At 37.2% G+C, this 19,009-nt stretch carries 16 protein-coding genes; 9 read left to right on the plus strand and 7 right to left on the minus strand.

The genetic code is table 11. The features are described 5' to 3' along the window. The first annotated feature begins 28 nt into the window (after positions 1-28). Positions 29-916 (plus strand): hypothetical protein, encoded by an 888-nt coding sequence (locus tag AWW78_RS03570; RefSeq protein ID WP_047134234.1) that lies wholly within the window; start codon positions 29-31, stop codon positions 914-916. On the opposite strand, the gene AWW78_RS03575 is transcribed toward AWW78_RS03570, so the two are convergent. Then, the gene (locus AWW78_RS03575; protein ID WP_082357575.1) at positions 898-2,994 is read right to left on the minus strand and encodes a response regulator; all 2,097 of its coding nucleotides are present in this window, start codon (positions 2,992-2,994) and stop codon (positions 898-900) included. The genes AWW78_RS03570 and AWW78_RS03575 overlap by 19 nt on opposite strands. Positions 2,995-3,121: 127 nt before the next feature. Between AWW78_RS03575 and glmM the strand changes: the two genes are divergently transcribed. The 4 genes from glmM to dprA are packed head-to-tail and all read left to right on the plus strand — an operon-like array spanning position 3,122 to position 7,156. Then, entirely contained in the window at positions 3,122-4,483 is a 1,362-nt protein-coding gene (glmM, locus tag AWW78_RS03580; protein WP_047134236.1) for a phosphoglucosamine mutase, read from the plus strand. Then, on the plus strand, positions 4,480-5,775 hold the full coding sequence (locus AWW78_RS03585) for an alpha amylase family protein (protein ID WP_047134237.1): 1,296 nt from the start codon (positions 4,480-4,482) through the stop codon (positions 5,773-5,775). Before glmM ends, AWW78_RS03585 begins: the two co-directional genes overlap by 4 nt. Further along, on the plus strand, positions 5,772-6,047 hold the full coding sequence (locus tag AWW78_RS03590; RefSeq protein WP_047134238.1) for a EutN/CcmL family microcompartment protein: 276 nt from the start codon (positions 5,772-5,774) through the stop codon (positions 6,045-6,047). The genes AWW78_RS03585 and AWW78_RS03590 overlap by 4 nt, the downstream gene beginning before the upstream one ends. A gap of 2 nt (positions 6,048-6,049) precedes the next feature. Beyond that, the gene (dprA, locus tag AWW78_RS03595; protein ID WP_047134239.1) at positions 6,050-7,156 is read left to right on the plus strand and encodes a DNA-processing protein DprA; all 1,107 of its coding nucleotides are present in this window, start codon (positions 6,050-6,052) and stop codon (positions 7,154-7,156) included. A gap of 61 nt (positions 7,157-7,217) precedes the next feature. Here dprA and AWW78_RS03600 read toward each other — a convergent pair whose 3' ends face one another. Further along, positions 7,218-7,736, minus strand: coding sequence for a Spy/CpxP family protein refolding chaperone (locus AWW78_RS03600; RefSeq protein WP_047134240.1), 519 nt, complete (start codon positions 7,734-7,736; stop codon positions 7,218-7,220). Positions 7,737-7,823: 87 nt separating this feature from the next. On the opposite strand from AWW78_RS03600, the gene AWW78_RS03605 reads away from it, so the two are divergent. The 3 genes from AWW78_RS03605 (at position 7,824) to AWW78_RS03615 (ending at position 13,895) form a co-directional block, all read left to right on the plus strand. Beyond that, positions 7,824-9,089 carry an amidohydrolase family protein gene (locus AWW78_RS03605; RefSeq protein ID WP_075426081.1) on the plus strand — a complete coding sequence of 422 codons (1,266 nt, stop codon included), beginning with the start codon at positions 7,824-7,826 and terminating at the stop codon, positions 9,087-9,089. 185 nt (positions 9,090-9,274) lie between these two features. Then, entirely contained in the window at positions 9,275-12,574 is a 3,300-nt protein-coding gene (locus AWW78_RS03610) for a hybrid sensor histidine kinase/response regulator (protein WP_082359542.1), read from the plus strand. Between the two features lie 169 nt (positions 12,575-12,743). Next, entirely contained in the window at positions 12,744-13,895 is a 1,152-nt protein-coding gene (locus tag AWW78_RS03615; protein ID WP_047134242.1) for a citrate synthase, read from the plus strand. 34 nt (positions 13,896-13,929) lie between these two features. On the opposite strand, the gene dacB is transcribed toward AWW78_RS03615, so the two are convergent. The 5 genes from dacB to trpS are packed head-to-tail and all read right to left on the minus strand — an operon-like array spanning position 13,930 to position 18,573. Next, on the minus strand, positions 13,930-15,465 hold the full coding sequence (dacB, locus tag AWW78_RS03620) for a D-alanyl-D-alanine carboxypeptidase/D-alanyl-D-alanine endopeptidase (RefSeq protein ID WP_082349089.1): 1,536 nt from the start codon (positions 15,463-15,465) through the stop codon (positions 13,930-13,932). 19 nt (positions 15,466-15,484) lie between these two features. Next, the gene (locus tag AWW78_RS03625) at positions 15,485-16,246 is read right to left on the minus strand and encodes a pseudouridine synthase (protein ID WP_047134243.1); all 762 of its coding nucleotides are present in this window, start codon (positions 16,244-16,246) and stop codon (positions 15,485-15,487) included. After that, positions 16,218-16,856, minus strand: coding sequence for an SMC-Scp complex subunit ScpB (gene scpB, locus AWW78_RS03630; protein ID WP_047134244.1), 639 nt, complete (start codon positions 16,854-16,856; stop codon positions 16,218-16,220). Before scpB ends, AWW78_RS03625 begins: the two co-directional genes overlap by 29 nt. 21 nt (positions 16,857-16,877) lie before the next feature. Further along, on the minus strand, positions 16,878-17,633 hold the full coding sequence (locus AWW78_RS03635) for a segregation and condensation protein A (protein WP_047134245.1): 756 nt from the start codon (positions 17,631-17,633) through the stop codon (positions 16,878-16,880). Between the two features lie 19 nt (positions 17,634-17,652). Beyond that, positions 17,653-18,573, minus strand: coding sequence for a tryptophan--tRNA ligase (gene trpS, locus AWW78_RS03640; protein ID WP_047134246.1), 921 nt, complete (start codon positions 18,571-18,573; stop codon positions 17,653-17,655). On the opposite strand from trpS, the gene AWW78_RS03645 reads away from it, so the two are divergent. Next, positions 18,526-18,867 (plus strand): 3'-5' exonuclease, encoded by a 342-nt coding sequence (locus tag AWW78_RS03645; RefSeq protein WP_047134247.1) that lies wholly within the window; start codon positions 18,526-18,528, stop codon positions 18,865-18,867. The two genes, trpS and AWW78_RS03645, sit on opposite strands and share 48 nt — an antisense overlap. The last annotated feature ends 142 nt before the right edge of the window (positions 18,868-19,009 follow it).

Raw genomic sequence — 19,009 nt, forward strand, 5'->3', positions numbered from 1 at the left:
AAAAATTAACAAAGTAAAATTTTTAAGAATGCTCTTGGAAAATTTACGAAGCACCTTTTTTCATCTGCGCTTTAATGTTTCGCTTGCATTTTTGCCCATATTTCTGTGGGGATATGCGCTTACTGAGGCGGATATAAATAGAAATTTCATTTATGGGCTTTTGGTTTTGCATTTTTTGATCTATCCTGCAATTAATGGGGTTTACGCTTACTTTGATGGTAGAAAGGGTGTTGTTTATGGATTGCGCAATGTAAAGCCAGCGTCAAAGTTTACGCTTATAATCTCTCTGCTTTTGCTTTTCGTTGGGGTTTATCTTAGTACAAAGATTAACACGGCATATTTCGGGGTCGTAATTTCTCTTGTCGTTTTGTCTTTTCTTTTTTCGCATCCATCCACTGGCATCAAAACAAAACCTTTTTATGCAATTTTAACTCTTGCTTTAACTTATGGCTTGCTTGGGTTCATTGCTGGTTGGGTGTGTGCGTTTGATTTAAAGAGTTTGTTAAATCCATTTTCAATCGGTGGAGCACTCTCCTCCGCTGGGTTTGCTGGTGGACTTTACACACTTTCGCTTGTTTACAGAATTTCCGAAGATTCTAACTTAACAGGCTCTTTATTCATTGAGAAACTTGGCTCTGCGGCGACTTTTAAATTCTCAAAAATTATTTTATTAGTTTCAGGAGTAATTGCAACGGTTGTAATTGCTGCTAAATTCACGCTTTATGAGCTTATCGGTGTGATAATTTATTTTCTTTTTGGTTTTATTGGAATAGAAAGATTTGAGAAGAATTTTTATTTGCAAAAGGAGTGGCAAAATTACAAAACAGTAGTAAGTATAAACTTAACCAATTCGATTTTGCTTTCCATTTATCTAATTTTTAGGATACTTATGGTTAATTACCTTTTTATTGATTGAACCGCTGTATCTACGACGAGAAGGAGTCCATCGAGCTCGAATGGTTTTGAGATTATGTAATCTGCACCTTTTCTTTTCATTTCTTCCTCAGAGATGTTTAACCCCCAACCTGTTAATATAACTACAGGGATTTGAGCATTCTTTTGTTTTATCGCTTTTGAGACTTCCCAACCGCTTATATCGGGAAGCCCAATGTCTATAATGGCAATATCAAATTTTTCTGTTTGGATATATTCAAGTGCTTTTTTACCATCCTCAGCTGGTAGCACTCTATAGCCAAGGTTTGTGAAGATATCTTGTAAGAGGTAAAAAACAGATTCATCATCCTCAACGATTAAAATCGTTAATTTGCGGGGGCTTTCTTTCAGTGTGCTTTTTTTAATTGCATCTGATACCTTTTGTTGACTTGCTGGCAAGACAATTGTAAATTTTGAACCTTTTCCAAGCTCGCTTTCAACGAAAATTTCACCGTTATGACTTTTTATGATATCATATGCTATTGAAAGCCCCAATCCTGTTCCATATTCGCTTTTTGTCGTGAAGAAAGGTTCAAATATCCTGCTCATTATTTCTGGGTTTATACCAACACCTGTGTCAGCGATGTAAATTGCAACTTTCTCGCCGTTTACATTGTAAATTCCGAGCGTTAACTTACCTCCGCCTGGCATTGCTTCAATTGCATTTATGATGAGGTTCACAAGGACTTCTCTTAATTCAGACCTATTAGTGATCGCCATCAATCTATCTTCGGGGAAATCTTTAGTGATTTCATATTTGATGCCCTTTAATTCTGCTTCATCTTTCCATTTTGATTTTGTTATTTCAAGTGCGTCTTCAATTATATCTGCTACATCAATTGGCACAAGGTTAACATGCGTTCTTGGCTTTGAGAACTCACGCAGTTGTGATATAATTTTTCCAGCGTTTTGGCTTGCTTTTTCAATCAGTTCGATGTCTTTTAAAAGTGATTCATCGCTTACTTTGGATTTCAATAGCTGGACTCTGCCAAGAATTGCGCTTAAGAAGTTACTCAAGTTATGCACAATTCCGCCCGCAAGTTGTCCAAGTATCCTTGTTTTCTCAGTTAAAATTAGCTGTTGGTGAACCTTTTTCAACTCTTCATACGCTTGTCGAAGTGATTTTTCCGACTCTTGAAGCTCTGTAAAGTATCTAACCTTTTCAAATGCAATTGCTGATTGATTTGCTATATGTTCAAGTAGCGGTATATATTCTTCAATGTTATTTATCACTTTGGTTTGGACGGTCATAACTCCAAAGACTTTGCCTCGGGACAACATCGGTGCACTTAGTAAATATCCCTCTTGGTTTGTCTCTTCAATGAAAAGATTGAAAGGCGCTGGAATATCCCTACCAGAGTATTTTACATATGTCGGCTTTTTATCATGGATCAAACTTACCCAAATTTGGTGTGATCGGACATTAAATCTATAGTTTGGATAAGAAATCATAACTCTTCTGCCGTGGATTGAATAAACATGCACAAGCCCTTTCAATTGTTCTGTCATCTCGTCGTAGATATTCACGAAAAATCCTTCAACAGGGAGTAACTGTATAATGTGATCATATATCGCCTTTGCGACATCGTCAATCGTCATAGCGGAGGAAAGTTCTGAGCTGAAACTTTGGAGAATTTTAAGTTCGTTTAAACTTTTTTGAAGCTTTTCTTCACCAATTTTTTTATCTGTGATGTCGTGCATTACCCCCTGAATGTATCTAATTGTGCCGTCCTCATCTTTTACCATCGTCCAGTAGATATTGACCCACCTTACTGTGCCATCTTTTTTTATTATCCTAAATTCTGAAACTCTTGGGACGGAGCCTGTTTTAAACGCTTGATAATTTTCCCTGAGAATGCGCCAATAATCTGATGGGTGGACAAGGTTTTTGATTTTAACTTGACCGTTGAGAAATTCATCAGCTGTATACCCAGTTATATGATAGCATGACGGAGTTACATAGATAAAATTATAATTTGCGTCAACTGCGAACACTACATCGCTTAATGCTTCAAGGATTGATTTTCCCAGCGATGTTAATTTCTCATTGCCCATGGGCATAGAAAATTAATTTTATTCGAGTTCAATTTACGAAATTATAGTTGAGTTATCAAATTTCTCATAGACGGTTTTTGTCAATTTCTGTTTATTTGTGTAAATTTTCAAAAAATTAAAAATCTTGCATCTGATGAGCAGGTTAATGGTAAGCGTTTCTGGGGTTAGAGGGATCGTCGGTGAAACTTTGAAGCCTTTTGAAATTGTAAAATTTGTTTCAGCCTTTGCCAAATTTTGCGATGGCGGTAAAATCATAATCGGTCGAGATACGAGGATTCATAGCCTGTTTATATCACATCTTGTTTCTGGAACGCTCCTTGCAATGGGATGTGATGTTGTTGACATAGGTGTTTGTCCAACCCCGACGCTTCAACTTGCAGTTGAACATTCGGATGCATCAGGTGGGATTATGATAACAGCCAGCCATAATCCTGCTGAATGGAATGGGTTAAAATTCGTCTCAGAGGAGGGAATTTTTCTAACACCAGAGCAACATAAAAAGTTTGTTGATTTAGTTGAAAAAAATTCGTTTAAATTTGCCGAATGGAATTCGGTCGGAAGATATATTCAGGATAGGTCTTTTATCGATAGGCATATTGATAAAATTTTTCAAATTGATTTTATTGATGTCGATAAAATAAGAGCGAGGAAATTTAAGGTTGTAGTTGATTGCATCAATGGCGCAGGTTCCGAGGCTGTTCCGAAGTTGTTGGAAATATTTGGGTGTGATGTAATAAAAATAAATTGTGATGGCAATGGTGTCTTCACGCATGAGCCAGAACCATTACCTGAAAATTTAACTGAGTTATGTGAGGCTGTAAAGCGTTATAATGCTGATTTGGGGATTGCAGTTGATCCAGATGCGGATCGTCTTGTTTTAGTTACTGAAAAAGGTGAAGCGTTCGGAGAGGAATATACGGTTGTTCAAGCGGTGAAAATTGTTCTCGAGAAAAAGAGCAAGTCAGATAGTAAAAGTGTTGTTGTTAATTTGTCTACAACGAAGGCGGTTGATGAAATAGCAAAAGTTTACAACGCAAAAGTTTACAGAAGCCCTGTTGGGGAGATAAATGTCGTTAGAAAAATGAAGGAAGTTGGAGCTGTAATTGGTGGGGAGGGTAGTGGTGGCGTTATATTTCCTGATGTGCATTATGGGAGGGATTCGCTTGTTGGGATAGCTTTAATTTTGCAAAACCTTATTGAATTTGGTGGGAGAATTTCGGAATTTAAAGAAACACTGCCGAAGTTTGAAATTTTTAAAACAAAGATTAACATTGAGAATGTAAATCCAGACGATGTTTTGGATAAGGTTAAAGAGGTTTACAAAGATGCGGGAATTAATACGGACGATGGGGTTAGGGTTGATTTTGGCGATAGTTGGATTCACATCCGTAAGTCGAACACTGAACCAATTTTGAGAATAATCGCTGAGGCGAGGACGAAAAAAGAGGCAGAAGAACTTGTTAAAGAATTGAGAACAAAACTTGGTTTGAAATGAAGATCAGAAATCTTTTCACTTTGTTATTCATTTTAATCGGTTTTAATTTGTTAAGTTTCTGCAAGGAAAAACCGAAGATGTTGTGGTTTGATGCAACTGCAAATTTTAAACGGTTGGGAAGTTATGATGGAATTGTGAATATCCTTGATAAATGTGTTGAAGTTGGAATTACGGATATAATTGTTGATGTTAAACCAATTTCAGGAGAAGTTTTATACGATAGCAAGTATGCCCCGAAGATGAAAACATGGGATGATTATACAAGACCTGACACATTTGATTTTGTCAACACCTTGATAAAGGAAGCAAGGAAAAGAGGACTCAAAATTCATATCGCTTTAAATGTGTTTTGTGAAGGTCATAACTATTACGACAGAGGTGTTGTTTACTGGAAGCATCCAGAATGGGCGACGATTATTTATACAAAAAATGGCTTCATCCCGATAACCCAGCAAAAGCATAAATATTCTGCGATGGTTAATCCAGCGCTTGAACAAGTTCAGGAGTATGAATTGAAGATAATCGAAGAAATCGTCAAAAGTTTTGATATTGATGGGATTGTCCTTGATAGGGTTAGGTATGATGGGATTTATGCTGATTTTAGCGATTCTTCAAGGGTAAAATTTGAGACATGGCTTGGGAGAAAAATTAAATTTCCAGATGATATTTTTAGAATTGAAGGTGATAGCATAGTAAGGGGAAAGTATTTCAAGGAATGGTTGAAGTGGAGAGCTTCCGTAATAAAAAGTTTTATTGAAAAAGCGAGGAATGTTGTTAAAAGGGCAAAGCCATCTATTTTGTTTGGGGATTATGTCGGTTCGTGGTATTTGTCTTATTATGAGCTCGGTGTTAACTGGGCAAGTGAAAAATTTAAACCGAAGTTTGATTGGGCGACTGATGATTACAATCAGACGGGATATGCGGAGTTGGTTGACTTTCTTTGCACGGGGCTTTACTTTTACGAGGTGACCAAAGAAGAGGTTGAATCAAAAGGTATGGTTGACGCTTCGAAATTAACTGAACCGGGGATGAAACCATCTAAGTCAGTGTGGTATTCGGTTGAGGGTTCGGCTGAAATTGTTAAGCAAGTAACTATGAATGCGGTTCCCGTCTATGGAAGTTTATATGTTGAGCAATATAAAGGTGAGCCGGAAAGATTTAAAAAGGCAATGGAGGTCGCACTTGAAAAAACAGATGGGCTTATGATTTTTGATTTGGTTCATATTGAAAATTATCAATTGTGGGATGTTTTAAAAGAAGTTTTGAAAAGTAAAAGTGGGGGAAGAAATTGATACTTGCCAAAGTCACCGGGACAATCGTGGCAACTCAAAAAAATGAAAATTTGAAACCCTATAAAATTTTGATAATTCAGCCAATTGATTTAAAGGGGAATTTCATTGGGAGGGATATGCTTGCCCTTGATATGGTTGACGCTGGAATTGGGGATACAGTTATTGCTCTCCAGGAGGGGAATTCAGCAAGGCAAATTCTTGGCAGGGATGATGTCCCCGTTCATACCCTTGTCGTCGCAGTTGTTGATGGAATTGAACTAAAAGAGGGGTAGCGGTGAACATTGATGTAAGGCATATTTTGCAATTGAGCACGATTCCAGGGATTGGGCCGGGGAGGATAAAAAATCTTGTGAATTATTTTAAGGAAACTGAGCTGATATTCAAGGCATCTCTTTCAGAACTTATGAAAGTCGAGGGGATAGATAAGGGGCTTGCGAAAAAAATCGTCGAGATGAGAAATCAAAATTCAAAGTTTGCCGATGAGCAACTTTTAAGGGCAGAGAAATTTAAAGCTAAGATCATAACACTTTGGGATTCGGAGTATCCAGAGCTTTTGAGAAAAATTTACGATCCACCTGTAGTTCTGTTTTTACGCGGGGATTTGACAGAGCAAGATAAGTATTCAATCGCAATCGTTGGGACGAGAACGCCGACAAATTACGGTAAGACGATGTGTGAAAAATTTGCGACTGAATTATCAAAGATGAATTTAACGATCGTAAGTGGCTTCGCGAGAGGAATTGATACGATTGCTCATGTTTCAGCGTTGAAATCAGGAGGTAGAACAATTGCTGTTCTTGGTTCAGGGGTTGATTACATTTACCCGCCTGAAAATAGAAAACTGGTTGATAGTGTAATATCAAATGGAGCGATAGTTTCGGAATTTCCAATGGGAACGAAGCCGGATGCGATGAACTTTCCGAGAAGGAATAGAATCATAAGTGGTATGTCAATCGGTGTTTTAATTATTGAAACAAGCAAAACAGGTGGTGCGATGATAACAGCAGAGTTTGCAAATGATCAAAATCGGGATGTCTTTGCTGTTCCGGGGAATATTGATAGTGTGAAAAGTCAAGGGACAAATTTTTTAATCAGGCAAAATAAAGCAAAGCTTGTGGAAAGCGTCGATGATATAATTGAGGAAATTCGTCCTTTTATTCAACCGGTTTTAAAATCAGAACCACCGAAACCGAAAGTTGAATTAAATGTCTTCGAGTCAAAAATTTTTGAAGTTTTGTCCACATCTGAACCGATGCATGTTGATAAAATTGCCGAGCTTACGGGTCTATCGGTGACCGATACGCTTGTTCACCTGTTGTCGCTTGAGTTTAAAGACCTTGTTAATCAGCTTCCAGGGAAGCTCTTTGTGAGAAGATTTTAAATTAAAACAACCTTCCCCCTACAATGGGGGAAGGTGAGGGGAGAGAAGGTGCGGGATCTATCTACCAGCATAATCTTGATCTTAATCTCATACCGAGTTTATTCCATTTATGAGGTTTAATTCCAAAATTTGGGTGCCCATAAAATTTCATCCCGAAGCCCAGATAACCGATTCTTTCTCTTAAAATTTTCCTTTGCTCTGGGGTCAATACCTGCTGAATGTTCAGCCAATGATTTGCCCTGTTCTTCGCCAATTCTTTCTGGTAGTTAGAGATTTCATCAATTTTTTTGTCAATCGCTGCCTTATCTAATTTTTCCGCAGAAAGCAATTCTTGAAGTTCAATTCTTGCTTTGTTTAATTTTCCAGCTATATCGGCTTGAGTTTTTCTAAATTCAAAGAATAAGGTTTGAAGTTTTGATTTTTGTTCATCCGTCAATTTGAGTTCGTCGTAGAGTCTTGGTATTCCCCTTTGCCAGGCATCGTCAGGTGGTACTCCAAATCTTGGTCCGAAAATTTGAGCAAAAATTGGGGATGCTATCAGGATCAAAATGAGTGTCGATAATATTATTTTTACTTTCATGGCTTTTTGCCTTTTTTATTTTTGGTTCATGTTTGTAATCTCACTAAATTAGATGTGATTTAAACCACAGAGGTTTAATCGTCCACCATGAAAATTTTTTACGCAAAGTATATTTTGCCAATAGCTTCAGAAATAATTGAGGATGGAGCTATTGTTGTAGATGGAAATAAAATTGTTGATTTTGGGAATCGAGAGGAAATTAATTCAAAGTTCAAGGATGTTGAAAGAAAATTTGACTTGAAAAATGCATTGATAATGCCCGGGTTCGTAAACGCTCATACTCATCTTGAGTTGTCAGGCATCAAAATTAAGGAAGTTAAAGACTTCAAAGACTGGCTTTATCAGGTTGTTGAAAAAAGAAGAAAGCTGTTTAATGTTGAGGGAGTATTTGGGAAGATAAAGTTGGTCAAAACTTTGTTGGAGAAGAGATGGAAAGGAGAGGTAGAGAAAAGGATCGGGGAAATGGTAAATTCGGGAACGGTCGCAGTTGGAGATGTTTCAAATACTGGGCGACTGATAACGATGCTTTTGAGAGTGCCGATGAAAGTTCAAATATTTATTGAGTTAATTTCGTTTGTTGAAGAAAGGGGGATAGAATTTTTTAACACTATAAAGGAACTTGTCGGCAATGTGAACAAGGTGGTGGAAAGACATAATTTGCAAAGGGAATTTAGAATTTCTTTGGCTCCGCATGCCCCGTATTCCGTTTCTGAGGCTTTGTTCAAGTTAATAAAAAATTTTAATGGAACTTCAAAAACAAGTGTGCATCTTGCGGAGGTAATTGACGAGGTTGAATTTATAAAAAATGGAACTGGTTTCTTTCGCACCTTCTTAATTCAAAGAAATGGATTTGATTATTCGTGGAACCCGCCGGGAGTATCCCCTGTTAAATATCTTGATAGGATCAATTTTTTAGACGAGAATACGCTTGCAGTTCATTGCGTAAATGTTGATGATGAGGATATTGAGATTTTGAGTGAAAGAAATGTCAGCGTTTGCACATGCCCCAGAAGTAACTTCTTTTTAAAAGTTGGGAAGGCACCCGTTAGAAAATTTCTTGATCACGGCATAAATGTTTGCATGGGAACTGACAGCATGGCGAGCAATAGAGATTTGAACATTTTAAATGAATTAAAGTTTGCGCGTGAATTTTACGAAAATGTAAGTGATGAGGAATTGTTGAAAATTGCAACTTTAAACGGAGCTAAAGCCCTTGGCTTTGATAATATCTGTGGCAGCATTGAAAGAGGAAAAGATTCTGATCTGATTTATTTTATCATTCCAAGTGATTTAAAGAAAAGCGAAATTTATAAATTTATTTTCCGCTCGAATATGTGCAGTAGACTGAGGTAGGATTTTTCCAAATTAGTTTCTTTGCAAGTAAAGAAAATGGGCAAGAAAGGAAATTAACAACTAAAGTAGAATTTGCTTTTAATATCTTGACAGGAAATCATGATTTTTTTAAATTTTGAAAAATTTAAAAACTGCAGGACTATGCAGAGAGAGAGAGAGAGAGAGAGAGAGAGAGAGAGAGAGAGATGAAGCAAAAACGAACCAACATAATTTTGTCTGCCAGTATTGTTTTTATTTTACTTTTTATTGCGGTGGTTATGTTTTATCTGCATGATAGGATTGAAAAGAAAACTGTAAAGGTAAGGGGTAACACCCAAATTTTGACCGCGAAACAAATTGTGAACTCATTCGAAGACTATTTCCAAGCAAGGGGGCGAGGTTTGAAGGTTTTATCATCGTTTGAGTCAATCAAGCGAAGAATCCGAAAGCAAATGGAGGATGATGTAAATTCTTATTATCGGTATTTAAAACAGGAGTATGTTAGTTCTATTTCTGTCTTTGATGAAAATGGCAGGATTATTTATTCAACATTGAGCGAAGCGATTGGTAAAGATTATAAAAATTCAAGGTTTTGGGAGAAATTGACAAGATCGGGGAAAGATAGCTTGATCCCAATAATTTCATTTGATACAAGCGGTGGGGTTTTATATAAAAAGCCACTTTCGCTTATCATTTTACCTGTTTATGATGGAAATAAGTTTTTAGGTGCAGTGGCTTATGCGATAGAGATTGATTCGCTTTTAAATTCCTTCATTAAAGTAGTAGATCCTGAACTTAAGCTTTACGATATTTGGATTATAACGCAAGATGAAGTTCTTGTTTTTCATTCCGCTCACCCTGAGATGATCTTGAGGCGGGCGCAACTTACAGATGAATCTTGTTTGAATTGTCACATTCCACAGGGAAAAAATCTTGGTCCATTTAGTTATATTGATTCAATAATTGCGAAGGAGTCTGGCATTATAAGATACAAGTTAAAAAATTATCCTGAGCAACTTGCTAGCTTTTCAAGTTTAAAGATTGCTGGGGAAAAACTGAAATTTGTTGTTTCATCACCATTGAAAGAAGTAACAGGAATCATTATATCTGATCTTCGCCTTATTTATGTACTCATCGTGTTGATTATTGTTGTTCTTTTAGTTTTTGCGTACCTATTTTTGGTGAATATGAGAGAGATAATCCGTGCGGAAGAGGAGAGAAAACAAAGGGAAGAGAAGGAGAAACTACAAAGGCTTTACACCTTGCTTTTCCAAAATTCAAATGATGGTGTGTATATCTTTGATTTGGAAGAGGGTAAGTTCATTGAGGCTAATAAAAAATTTCAAGAGATGTTTGGTTATACAGTGGACGAGCTTAGAAAAATTGATTTTATGCGATTGGTTGCTCCTGAGTCAAAAGCGATGATTGAGGAAAGAAAGCAAAAGATCAAAAAAGGTGTTCCAGTTCCATATAGATATACCTTTACGGCGCTTGCTAAAGACGGACGAAAAATTGAGCTTGAAGCAACTGTAAGCTATGTAAGATTTGGCGAGAAAATGTATGTTCTTGGAATTTATAGGGATATAAGTGAAACTTTAAGGCAAAAGGAACTTTACGAAAGTTTGTTTGAAAACTTGCCAGTTGGTGTTGTAATTCATCAAGATGGCAAAATAGTCAAGTGTAATAAAAAGGCTGTGGAGATGGGTGGGGGTAAGGATGAAAGTGATATAATTGGGAAACCTGTTCTTGATTTTGTTCATCCGGATTATAGAGAAATTGTGAAAGAAAGGATAGAAAGAATGATTGAGAGAGGTGAATTTGTTCCGCCAGTTGAAGAAAAATTCATACGGCTTGATGGCAGTATAATTGATGTTGAAGTCAGGGCTTCTAGGATTATGTGGGAAGGAAGACCCGCTGTTCAAGTTGTGGTTTTGGATGTTACCGAAGTAAAGCAACTTCAAAGAGAATTGGCAGAGCGGTATCAGAAAGAACAAGGGTTAAAGTTGAGATTAGAATCAATTTTGAATAATATTTCAGATGGGATTATGTTTCAAAATGATCAGGGTGTAATTGAATTTGTTAACGATGAATTTTGCAAGATTTTAGGATATAGTTCACCAGGCGAGCTGATTGGAAAAACATTTGTACAGTTTCTTGACGAGATCAAAGACTTGTTTAAGGATAAAGGTGAGATAGATAGAATCAAAAGTTATGTGGATAACAGGGAATTTGTGAAATATTCTGAAGCAAAATTGAAAAATGGTAAAATAATAGAAAGGGTTGGAATTCCTGTCTTTGAGCATGGGAAATATGTAGGGCGCATAAGCTTGCTTAGGGATATAACGGAAAGAAAGCAAAAGGAGAAACAAGTTTTGGAACTTCAAAGATTTGAGATTATTGGACAGCTTGCGAGTGGAATTGCACATGATTTTAACAATGTACTTGGGATTATAAATGGGATGCTTGAAATTATTAAAATGAAGACAACGGATAAAAACATTTTAAGTTATGTTGATTCAGCTCTTTCTGCTGTTCAAAGAGGTGGGGAGATATCAAAACGACTTTTACAATTTTCAAAGAAAAAGGTTGAAGAGTTTAACCCAATTTCAATTAGAAATCTCGTGCTTGATTGCGTGAAGATACTTGAACATACAACGCCAAAGAATATAGAGATAAAGACAAGCATTGATGAGGATTATATTATTCTGGGTTCTTACGGCGATTTGCAACAAGTGATTTTAAATCTTGCTTTGAATGCAAGGGATGCTATGCCAAAGGGTGGGAGGTTGACGATTACAGTTTCTTCTGTAGATAGAGATTTTGTTATGAAAAAATTTGGAAATGCGACTTCAGATACTTATGTTGTAATTGTTGTTTCAGATACGGGAGTTGGTATAAGCGATGAAATCAAAGAGAAAATTTTTGAACCGTTTTTCACAACGAAAGAGCCAGGTAAAGGGACGGGGCTCGGGCTTTCGATTGTTAAGAATATTGTTACCATTCATGGCGGTTTTGTTGATTTTGAAAGTTTGGTCGGCAAGGGAACATCTTTTTATGTTTATCTTCCAGTTCAAATTAGAGAGGAGAAAGTAGTTAAAATAAATCGGGGGGCGGAGAAAATGGTGGAAATTGGGCGTGGCTATAAGGTGCTTGTCATTGAGGATGAGGAGGGCTTGAGAACTATTATGAAAGATTATCTTGAAATGCTTGGGTTTACGGTAATTGGAGTTAGTGATGGTGAGCTTGGGATTCAAAAATTTGCAGAAAATCCAGATATAAAAATTGTTTTCGTTGATTATGGCTTGCCGAAGATTATGGGAGATGAGGTGATAAAGCAGATAAGCCAAATTTCAAAGGATGTAAAATTCGTTCTTGTAACTGGTTTTGTTGATATCGGGGATGAAGTTAAGAGCTCACTTCCGGAGGGGGTGAAATTTCTCAGAAAACCGTATACCCTGGCTCAGATTAAGGATATAATCGGTGAGGTTTTTGATAGTGGGGAATAAGTTGAATTTTAAGATTTTTGTTATTACATTTTCAGTAGAAGCACTTGGTAAGAAAAATTTTTGATGAAGCTATGTGTTTGAACATTTGGTATAATTGTTTGGGGTTCGTGGGGCGATCAATTTTTAACAAGAAGCACATACATAAACAAATTAAAGGGAGGGGTTAATTATGTCACAGGCACCAACAACACAACCAACCTATGTAAAGGGTCTGGAAAATGTAATAGCAAACCAGACTCGACTTTGTTTCATTGATGGTAAAAGAAGTAAACTTTTGTATCTTGGTTATGATATTGCAGATCTTGCTGAGCATTCTAACTTTGAGGAGGTTGCATTTCTTTTGTGGAATTATCGCCTCCCAAAGAAGAGTGAGTATGATGAATTTGTAAAGGCGATTCGTGCTGAGTATGAGATTCCCGATCAGCTTGTTACAGTTATGAAGCTTATGCCTAAGGATTCTGACCCTATGGATGTTTTGAGGACTTCGGTATCATTTCTTGGTTTATTCGACCCTGAGAGGAATGATAATTCACTTGAGGCGAATAGGAGGAAAGCTCTTCGTCTTACGGCGAAGTTTCCGACGATAGTTGCAGCTTGGGAACAGATAAGGAATGGCAAAGAACCTGTAAAGCCGAATAAAGAATTTAACATTGCGACCAATTTCCTTTACATGTTGAAGGGTGAAAAGCCGGATGAACTTTATGCAAAGATTATGGATGTTGCTTTGATTTTGCACGCGGAACATGAGATGAACGCATCGACATTTTCAGCGAGGGTGACGATTTCAACATTGACTGATATGTATTCGGCGGTTACATCTGCGATTGGGACATTGAAGGGACCTTTGCATGGTGGAGCGAACAGAGAAGTTATGAAGTATTTGCTTGAGATCGGTGATCTTTCGAAGGTTGATGATTTTGTGCAGAAAGCGATTGCAGAGAAGAAAAAACTTGAGGGATTTGGACACAGAGTTTATAAGTCAATGGATCCAAGGGCTTTGATATTGAAGAAATATTCGAAGATGCTTGGTGAAAAGCTTGGTAATACCAAGTGGTATGAGATGTCCGCAAGGATTGAAGAGCTTTGGGTAAAGGAATTTGGTGAGAAAGGTGTATGGCCCAATGTTGATTTCTACTCAGCATCGGTTTATTACTATATGGGAATTCCGCTTGATCTTTATACCCCGATTTTCGCGGTGAGTCGTATCACTGGGTGGACCGCACATATACTTGAACAGCTCGCGGATAACAGGATTTACAGACCAAGGGCTGAGTATGTTGGACCGATGGATCAGACCTATGTTCCAATTGATCAACGTTAAGCAAAGCGAGGGCGGGATAAAAATCCCGCCCTTTTTATTTTCTTGAAAACTCCGCCAACCTTTGACATACAATATCTTGAATCATATTTGCAACTGCCGTTGGGATAAGATAATTATTCGTGATCATCGAAAATGCGAGCATCTCTCCATCTTTCGTTTTAACATAGCCTGATAAGGCTCTTGCATATTGAACATAGCCAGTTTTTGCCCGCACATTCCCCTGTGCTCTTGTCTTTCTCATTCGTGTTTCAAGCGTCCCATCAACTCCGGCGATCGGCAATGAATCATAAAAATATGAAAAATATTCGTGTTTAAACATGTAGTTTAGAAGGGTTATAACCTGGAAAGGTGTGACAAGATTTAAACGCGATAGGCCGGAACCGTCATAAATGGAAATTAAATCTGGTGATATTCCAATTTGTGCGAGGGTATTTTTAACAACTTCAACTGATTTTTCAGTGGAACCTTCCCCGCCAAAAATTTTACCAAGAGTTCTAAAAACTTGTTCAGCGTAGAAATTTTGACTTCGTTTATTTATAACTTTTATGATCTCGCTCAGTGGAGGTGACTCGTAAGAGGCAAGAACTTTCATTTTTTCATAATCTGGTTTAAAAAATGTTTCATCAATGTCAACTGGCGAACCGGTGATTTTTATTCCTTTTGATTCGAGGACTTCTTTGAAAACGGTTGCGGTGTAAAGAGTTGGATTGTGGACGGTTATTGATTCTTTATATGGCTTAGATTTTAAGCTTATTTTTCCGAAGACATTGATTATATTTGTGCCCGGTGCTCTAAAGAAGTCAATTTTAGTTGAGCTATCAGGATGGACAGTTATTACTTGGTTTTTTATTTGAACATAGTTTGTGTTCGGGTTGATTTTGATTATAGCGGGATCGTTGATTCTCTTGCCGGGATAAATTTCAAAGTCAACGCAGTTATCGTTAAAAGAAAGGGCGCTGATGTGTGCAGAGTACCAATATGTTTCATCGTCCCATGCCCAACCAGTTCCCATATATTGGTCGTCAAAATAATTATCGTCGCCAACTATATTGCCGTAAATTTCGGATATTCCAAGTTTGAGCAAACTATCAGCCCAGTCTTTGAAGGTTTTGGTGACATCGCCATTTGTGAACCTACCTGAAATTGTTGGGTCACCACTTCCACGGATGAAAAGGTTGCCATATAATATTCCGCCTTTTATCTCGCCATCGGTATAAAGGTAAGTTTTATATTTGAAGTCAGGACCAAGTTTAAGTAAGGCAACGGCTGTAGTGAATAATTTCATGTTTGAGGCAGGGATGAAACTTTTATGTTCATTTAGCCGGTAGATATATTCGCCAGTTTCTAGTGATTGAACTATGACTCCCCAGTGGGCATTTGAAAAAGACGGGTCTTTAAAAATTTCGTTAAGTTCGTTTCTTAATTGATTTAGTGCGGTATCTTCATAATAGATGATTTCGTTGTCGGTAATTTTGCTCTCAGTTTCCGGTTTCGATTCAACTACTTTTTGAGCGGACGCACAGGAATAGAAATAAACAAGAATAGAGAAAAGAAGTAGCTTTTTGATCATAGAGTTTCAAGTTTTTTGTTTATTCAAGCCCAACCAATTTTTTTAACTTTTTTATCTCTTTTTCTGTGAGATATCTCCACTCTCCCCTTTTCATTCCACTGACGGTTATACCGCCAAAACTTACCCTGTGTAATTTTCTAACTTTGTATCCAAGGCGTTCAAACATTCTTCTTATCTGTCTGTATCTGCCTTCGTGAATTGTTATGCCAAGTTCTTTTTTATCACTATCTGGGAGTATATAGATATCGCAAGCTTCTGTTTTTCTTCCGTCAAGCATTATGCCACGTTTCAATTTCTCAATATCTTCTGGTTTTATCGGTTTATCTATTTCGACTTTATATGCTTTCTCAACTTTATATTTTGGATGCATAAGGCGATAGGCAAGTTCTCCATCATTTGTAAGCAAGAGAACACCAGTTGTATTTCTGTCGAGGCGTCCAACTGGGAAAATTCTTTGCTTGACCTTCACCAAATCAAGGACAGTTCTTCTACCTTTTTCATCCTTTACTGTTGTAATGCAGTCTTTCGGTTTGTTTAGAACGATGTAAACTAATTTTTCTTCAGGTTTTACTGGTTTTCCATCGACTGTAACTATATCTTTTTGTGGGTTTATCTTTACACCGAGTTGAGTTATAACCTTGCCATTTACCTCAACCCTTCCCTGTTGGATTAGCTCATCTGCTTTTCGCCTTGATGCGACGCCACACATCGCAAGGTACTTGTTTAGGCGTATAAGTTCATCACCCTTTTCTTCAGTTTTCTTCTGAATTTTCTCCTTCATCGTCCATCACCTCATTTCTCAAGTTAAGTTGGTCTTCGTAGTTTTCTTCCTTCATAATTTCATCAATTTCTGGTGGTTTTGGTAATTCGGATAAGCTTTTCAAGCCGAAATATTTGAGAAACTCTTTCGTTGTTCCGTATAGAAGTGGTCTTCCAATTGTTTCAGCCCTTCCGACGATTGTTATCAATTTTTTTTCAAGGAGCGTTTTAATTATATGGTCAACATTTACACCACGAATTGACTCGATTTCAGGTTTGCTTATGGGTTGTTTGTAAGCAATTATCGCAAGTGTTTCAAGGGCTGGTTGTGAGAGTTTTCTTTTATTTTTTTCTTTAAAAAGTCTTCCAACCCATTTTGCAAATTCTGGAAGCGTTGCGAATTGATAACCTTCAGCTATTTCTATGATTCTAAAAGCGGAACCTTGCTCGGCATATCTTTGATTTAATTCGGCAATTATATTCTTTATATCGTCTTCGCTTATCTTTCCTGTTTCGCCATTTGATGAGAATTTTTTAGCTGGTTCATTTATAATGTCTTTGATTTGCTTTGGGCTTAATGGGGTATCTGATGCGAAAATTATAGCTTCAACAATTGATTTTAAATTCTCCATTAACGATGGTTGAGATTTGTTTTAAATTGCGTTTGCATAGCTTTCCTGAGTATCTAAAGCCCTCTCTATGAAAATCTCCCCAAATGTTTCATTCTGTGAGATTTTAATTTTTTTAAGCTTTGCAAGCTCAAGAATTGCAAGAAAAGCGACGATGATTTTTAATTTTTCAGCGTAATCTCTTAAAATCTCGTTGAATGAGAAGCTATCTTTAAACTTCAACCTGTTAAGTATATTCTCCATTTCATCTTCAACTCTATAATTCTGGATCTCAATTTCCTGAAATTCTTTTTCTTTTGAACTTTCAAATGCTTTTTTAAATGCTGAAATTAGATCAAACAATGAGACATCTTTTAAAGACCCATATATTTCCTCTTCATCGTAGTAATCCCTCGCATCGTGTTTAAAGTATTGACGATAGTAAATTTTTCCTGCTTCATCTTCCATTTTTGAGAAGTCGTTGGCGAGTTCTTTAAATTTTTTGTATTCAAGCAATCGTTTTACCAATTCAGTCCTCGGGTCTTCCTCTTCTTCGTCAGTATCGGTTTCGGGCTTTGGGAGCAGCATTTTTGCTTTTATTTGCATAAGTGTTGATGCCATAACGATGAATTCGCTTGCGATTTCAAGGTCGAGCATTTGCATAAAGTGGATATATTCAAGGAAATCTTTGGTGATTTTTGAGATTGGAATGTCGTATATGTTAAGTTCATCTCTTTTGACAAAGAAGAGAAGAAGATCGAGCGGACCTTCGAAATATGGGAGTTTAACTTTGTATTTCATTTTTGAAGTAAATTAGTTTTCAACCGAGTTTCATAGCCTCGTGGACATCATGCATTGTTTTGCGCGCAACTTCGCGTGCTTTTTCTTCACCTGCTAATAAGATTTCTTTAACTTCTTTTACATTTGACTCAAAGTATGCTCTTTTTTCGTGTATTGGTTTTAAAAATTCGATTATTTTTTCCGAAACCTTCGCTTTGCATTCAACGCATCCGAGTTGACCTGACTCGCATCCCTTTCGTATTTCCGGGACTTCTTCGGGATTAAATTTTTTGTGATATGTAAAGACAAGGCAAATGTCGGGTCTTCCGGGGTCACCTTTGTAAATTTTTTGTGGATCCGTAAATGCTTTTTTCATTTTCTTCTTTATTTCTTCAGGTGGATCGGAGATTAAAATTGTGTTGCCGAGTGATTTGCTCATTCTTTTCCCATCAAGACCGGGTAACCTTGCAAATTCCGTCAAAAGTGGCTCCGGTTCAGGGAAAACGGGGGCATAAGTTTGATTAAATCGCCTTGCTATATCGCGGGTTATTTCAAGATGTGGTAATTGATCCTCACCTACAGGGACAAGTTCTCCTTTGTAGAGCAAAATATCAGCGGCTTGTAGAACGGGGTATCCAAGGTGACCATAAGATATGTTATCAAGTTGAAGATCCCGGACTTGCTCTTTCAATGTTGGATTTCTTTCAAGTCTTGATACAGTGATAAGCATTGAAAAGATCAGGTGCAATTCTGCGTGTTCTTTAATTTGTGATTGCCTGAAGACGGGACTTAAATTGGGGTCAACGCCTGAAGCAAGCCAATCGATCAACATTTCTATTGAATTTTGATAAATTTCTGATGTATCTAAATTTGTAGTTAATGCGTGGTAATCCGCTATGAGAAAAAAGCAGTTATGTTCTTTTTGAAGGTTGACCCAATTTTCAAGTACCCCGATGAATATCTCGTCCTTTCAACAATTCACTCTGCAAAAGGTCTTGAGTGGAACACAGTTTTTATAATTCACGCTCTCGATGGCATCTTCCCATCTTCACATTCAGCAAAAAATGACGACGAAATGGAAGAAGAAAGAAGATTGATGTATGTTGCCTGCACAAGAGCAAAGGAACACCTTTTCATCTGTTATCCTGTTGGAATTTACGATTCCCGAACGGGGTTCGTTTTAACAAAACCGTCCAGATTCATCGCAAACCTACCGGATAATCTCGTCGAATATTGGGTCATAGACGAGGAATGAATCTTTATAATTTCATTTTTGATTACTTTTTTCTAAATTTTTTAAAGTTTTTTAAAACAAAATCTCCATGCAAAATTGAGCGGAAAAGTTGTCCTAAGCGGAATGAGACCAACTGGAAAACTGCACTTGGGTCATCTTGTCG

Origin of the sequence: Candidatus Kryptonium thompsonii (assembly GCF_001535985.1) — a bacterium.
Classification (GTDB): Bacteria; Bacteroidota; Ignavibacteria; order Kryptoniales; family Kryptoniaceae; genus Kryptonium; species Kryptonium thompsonii.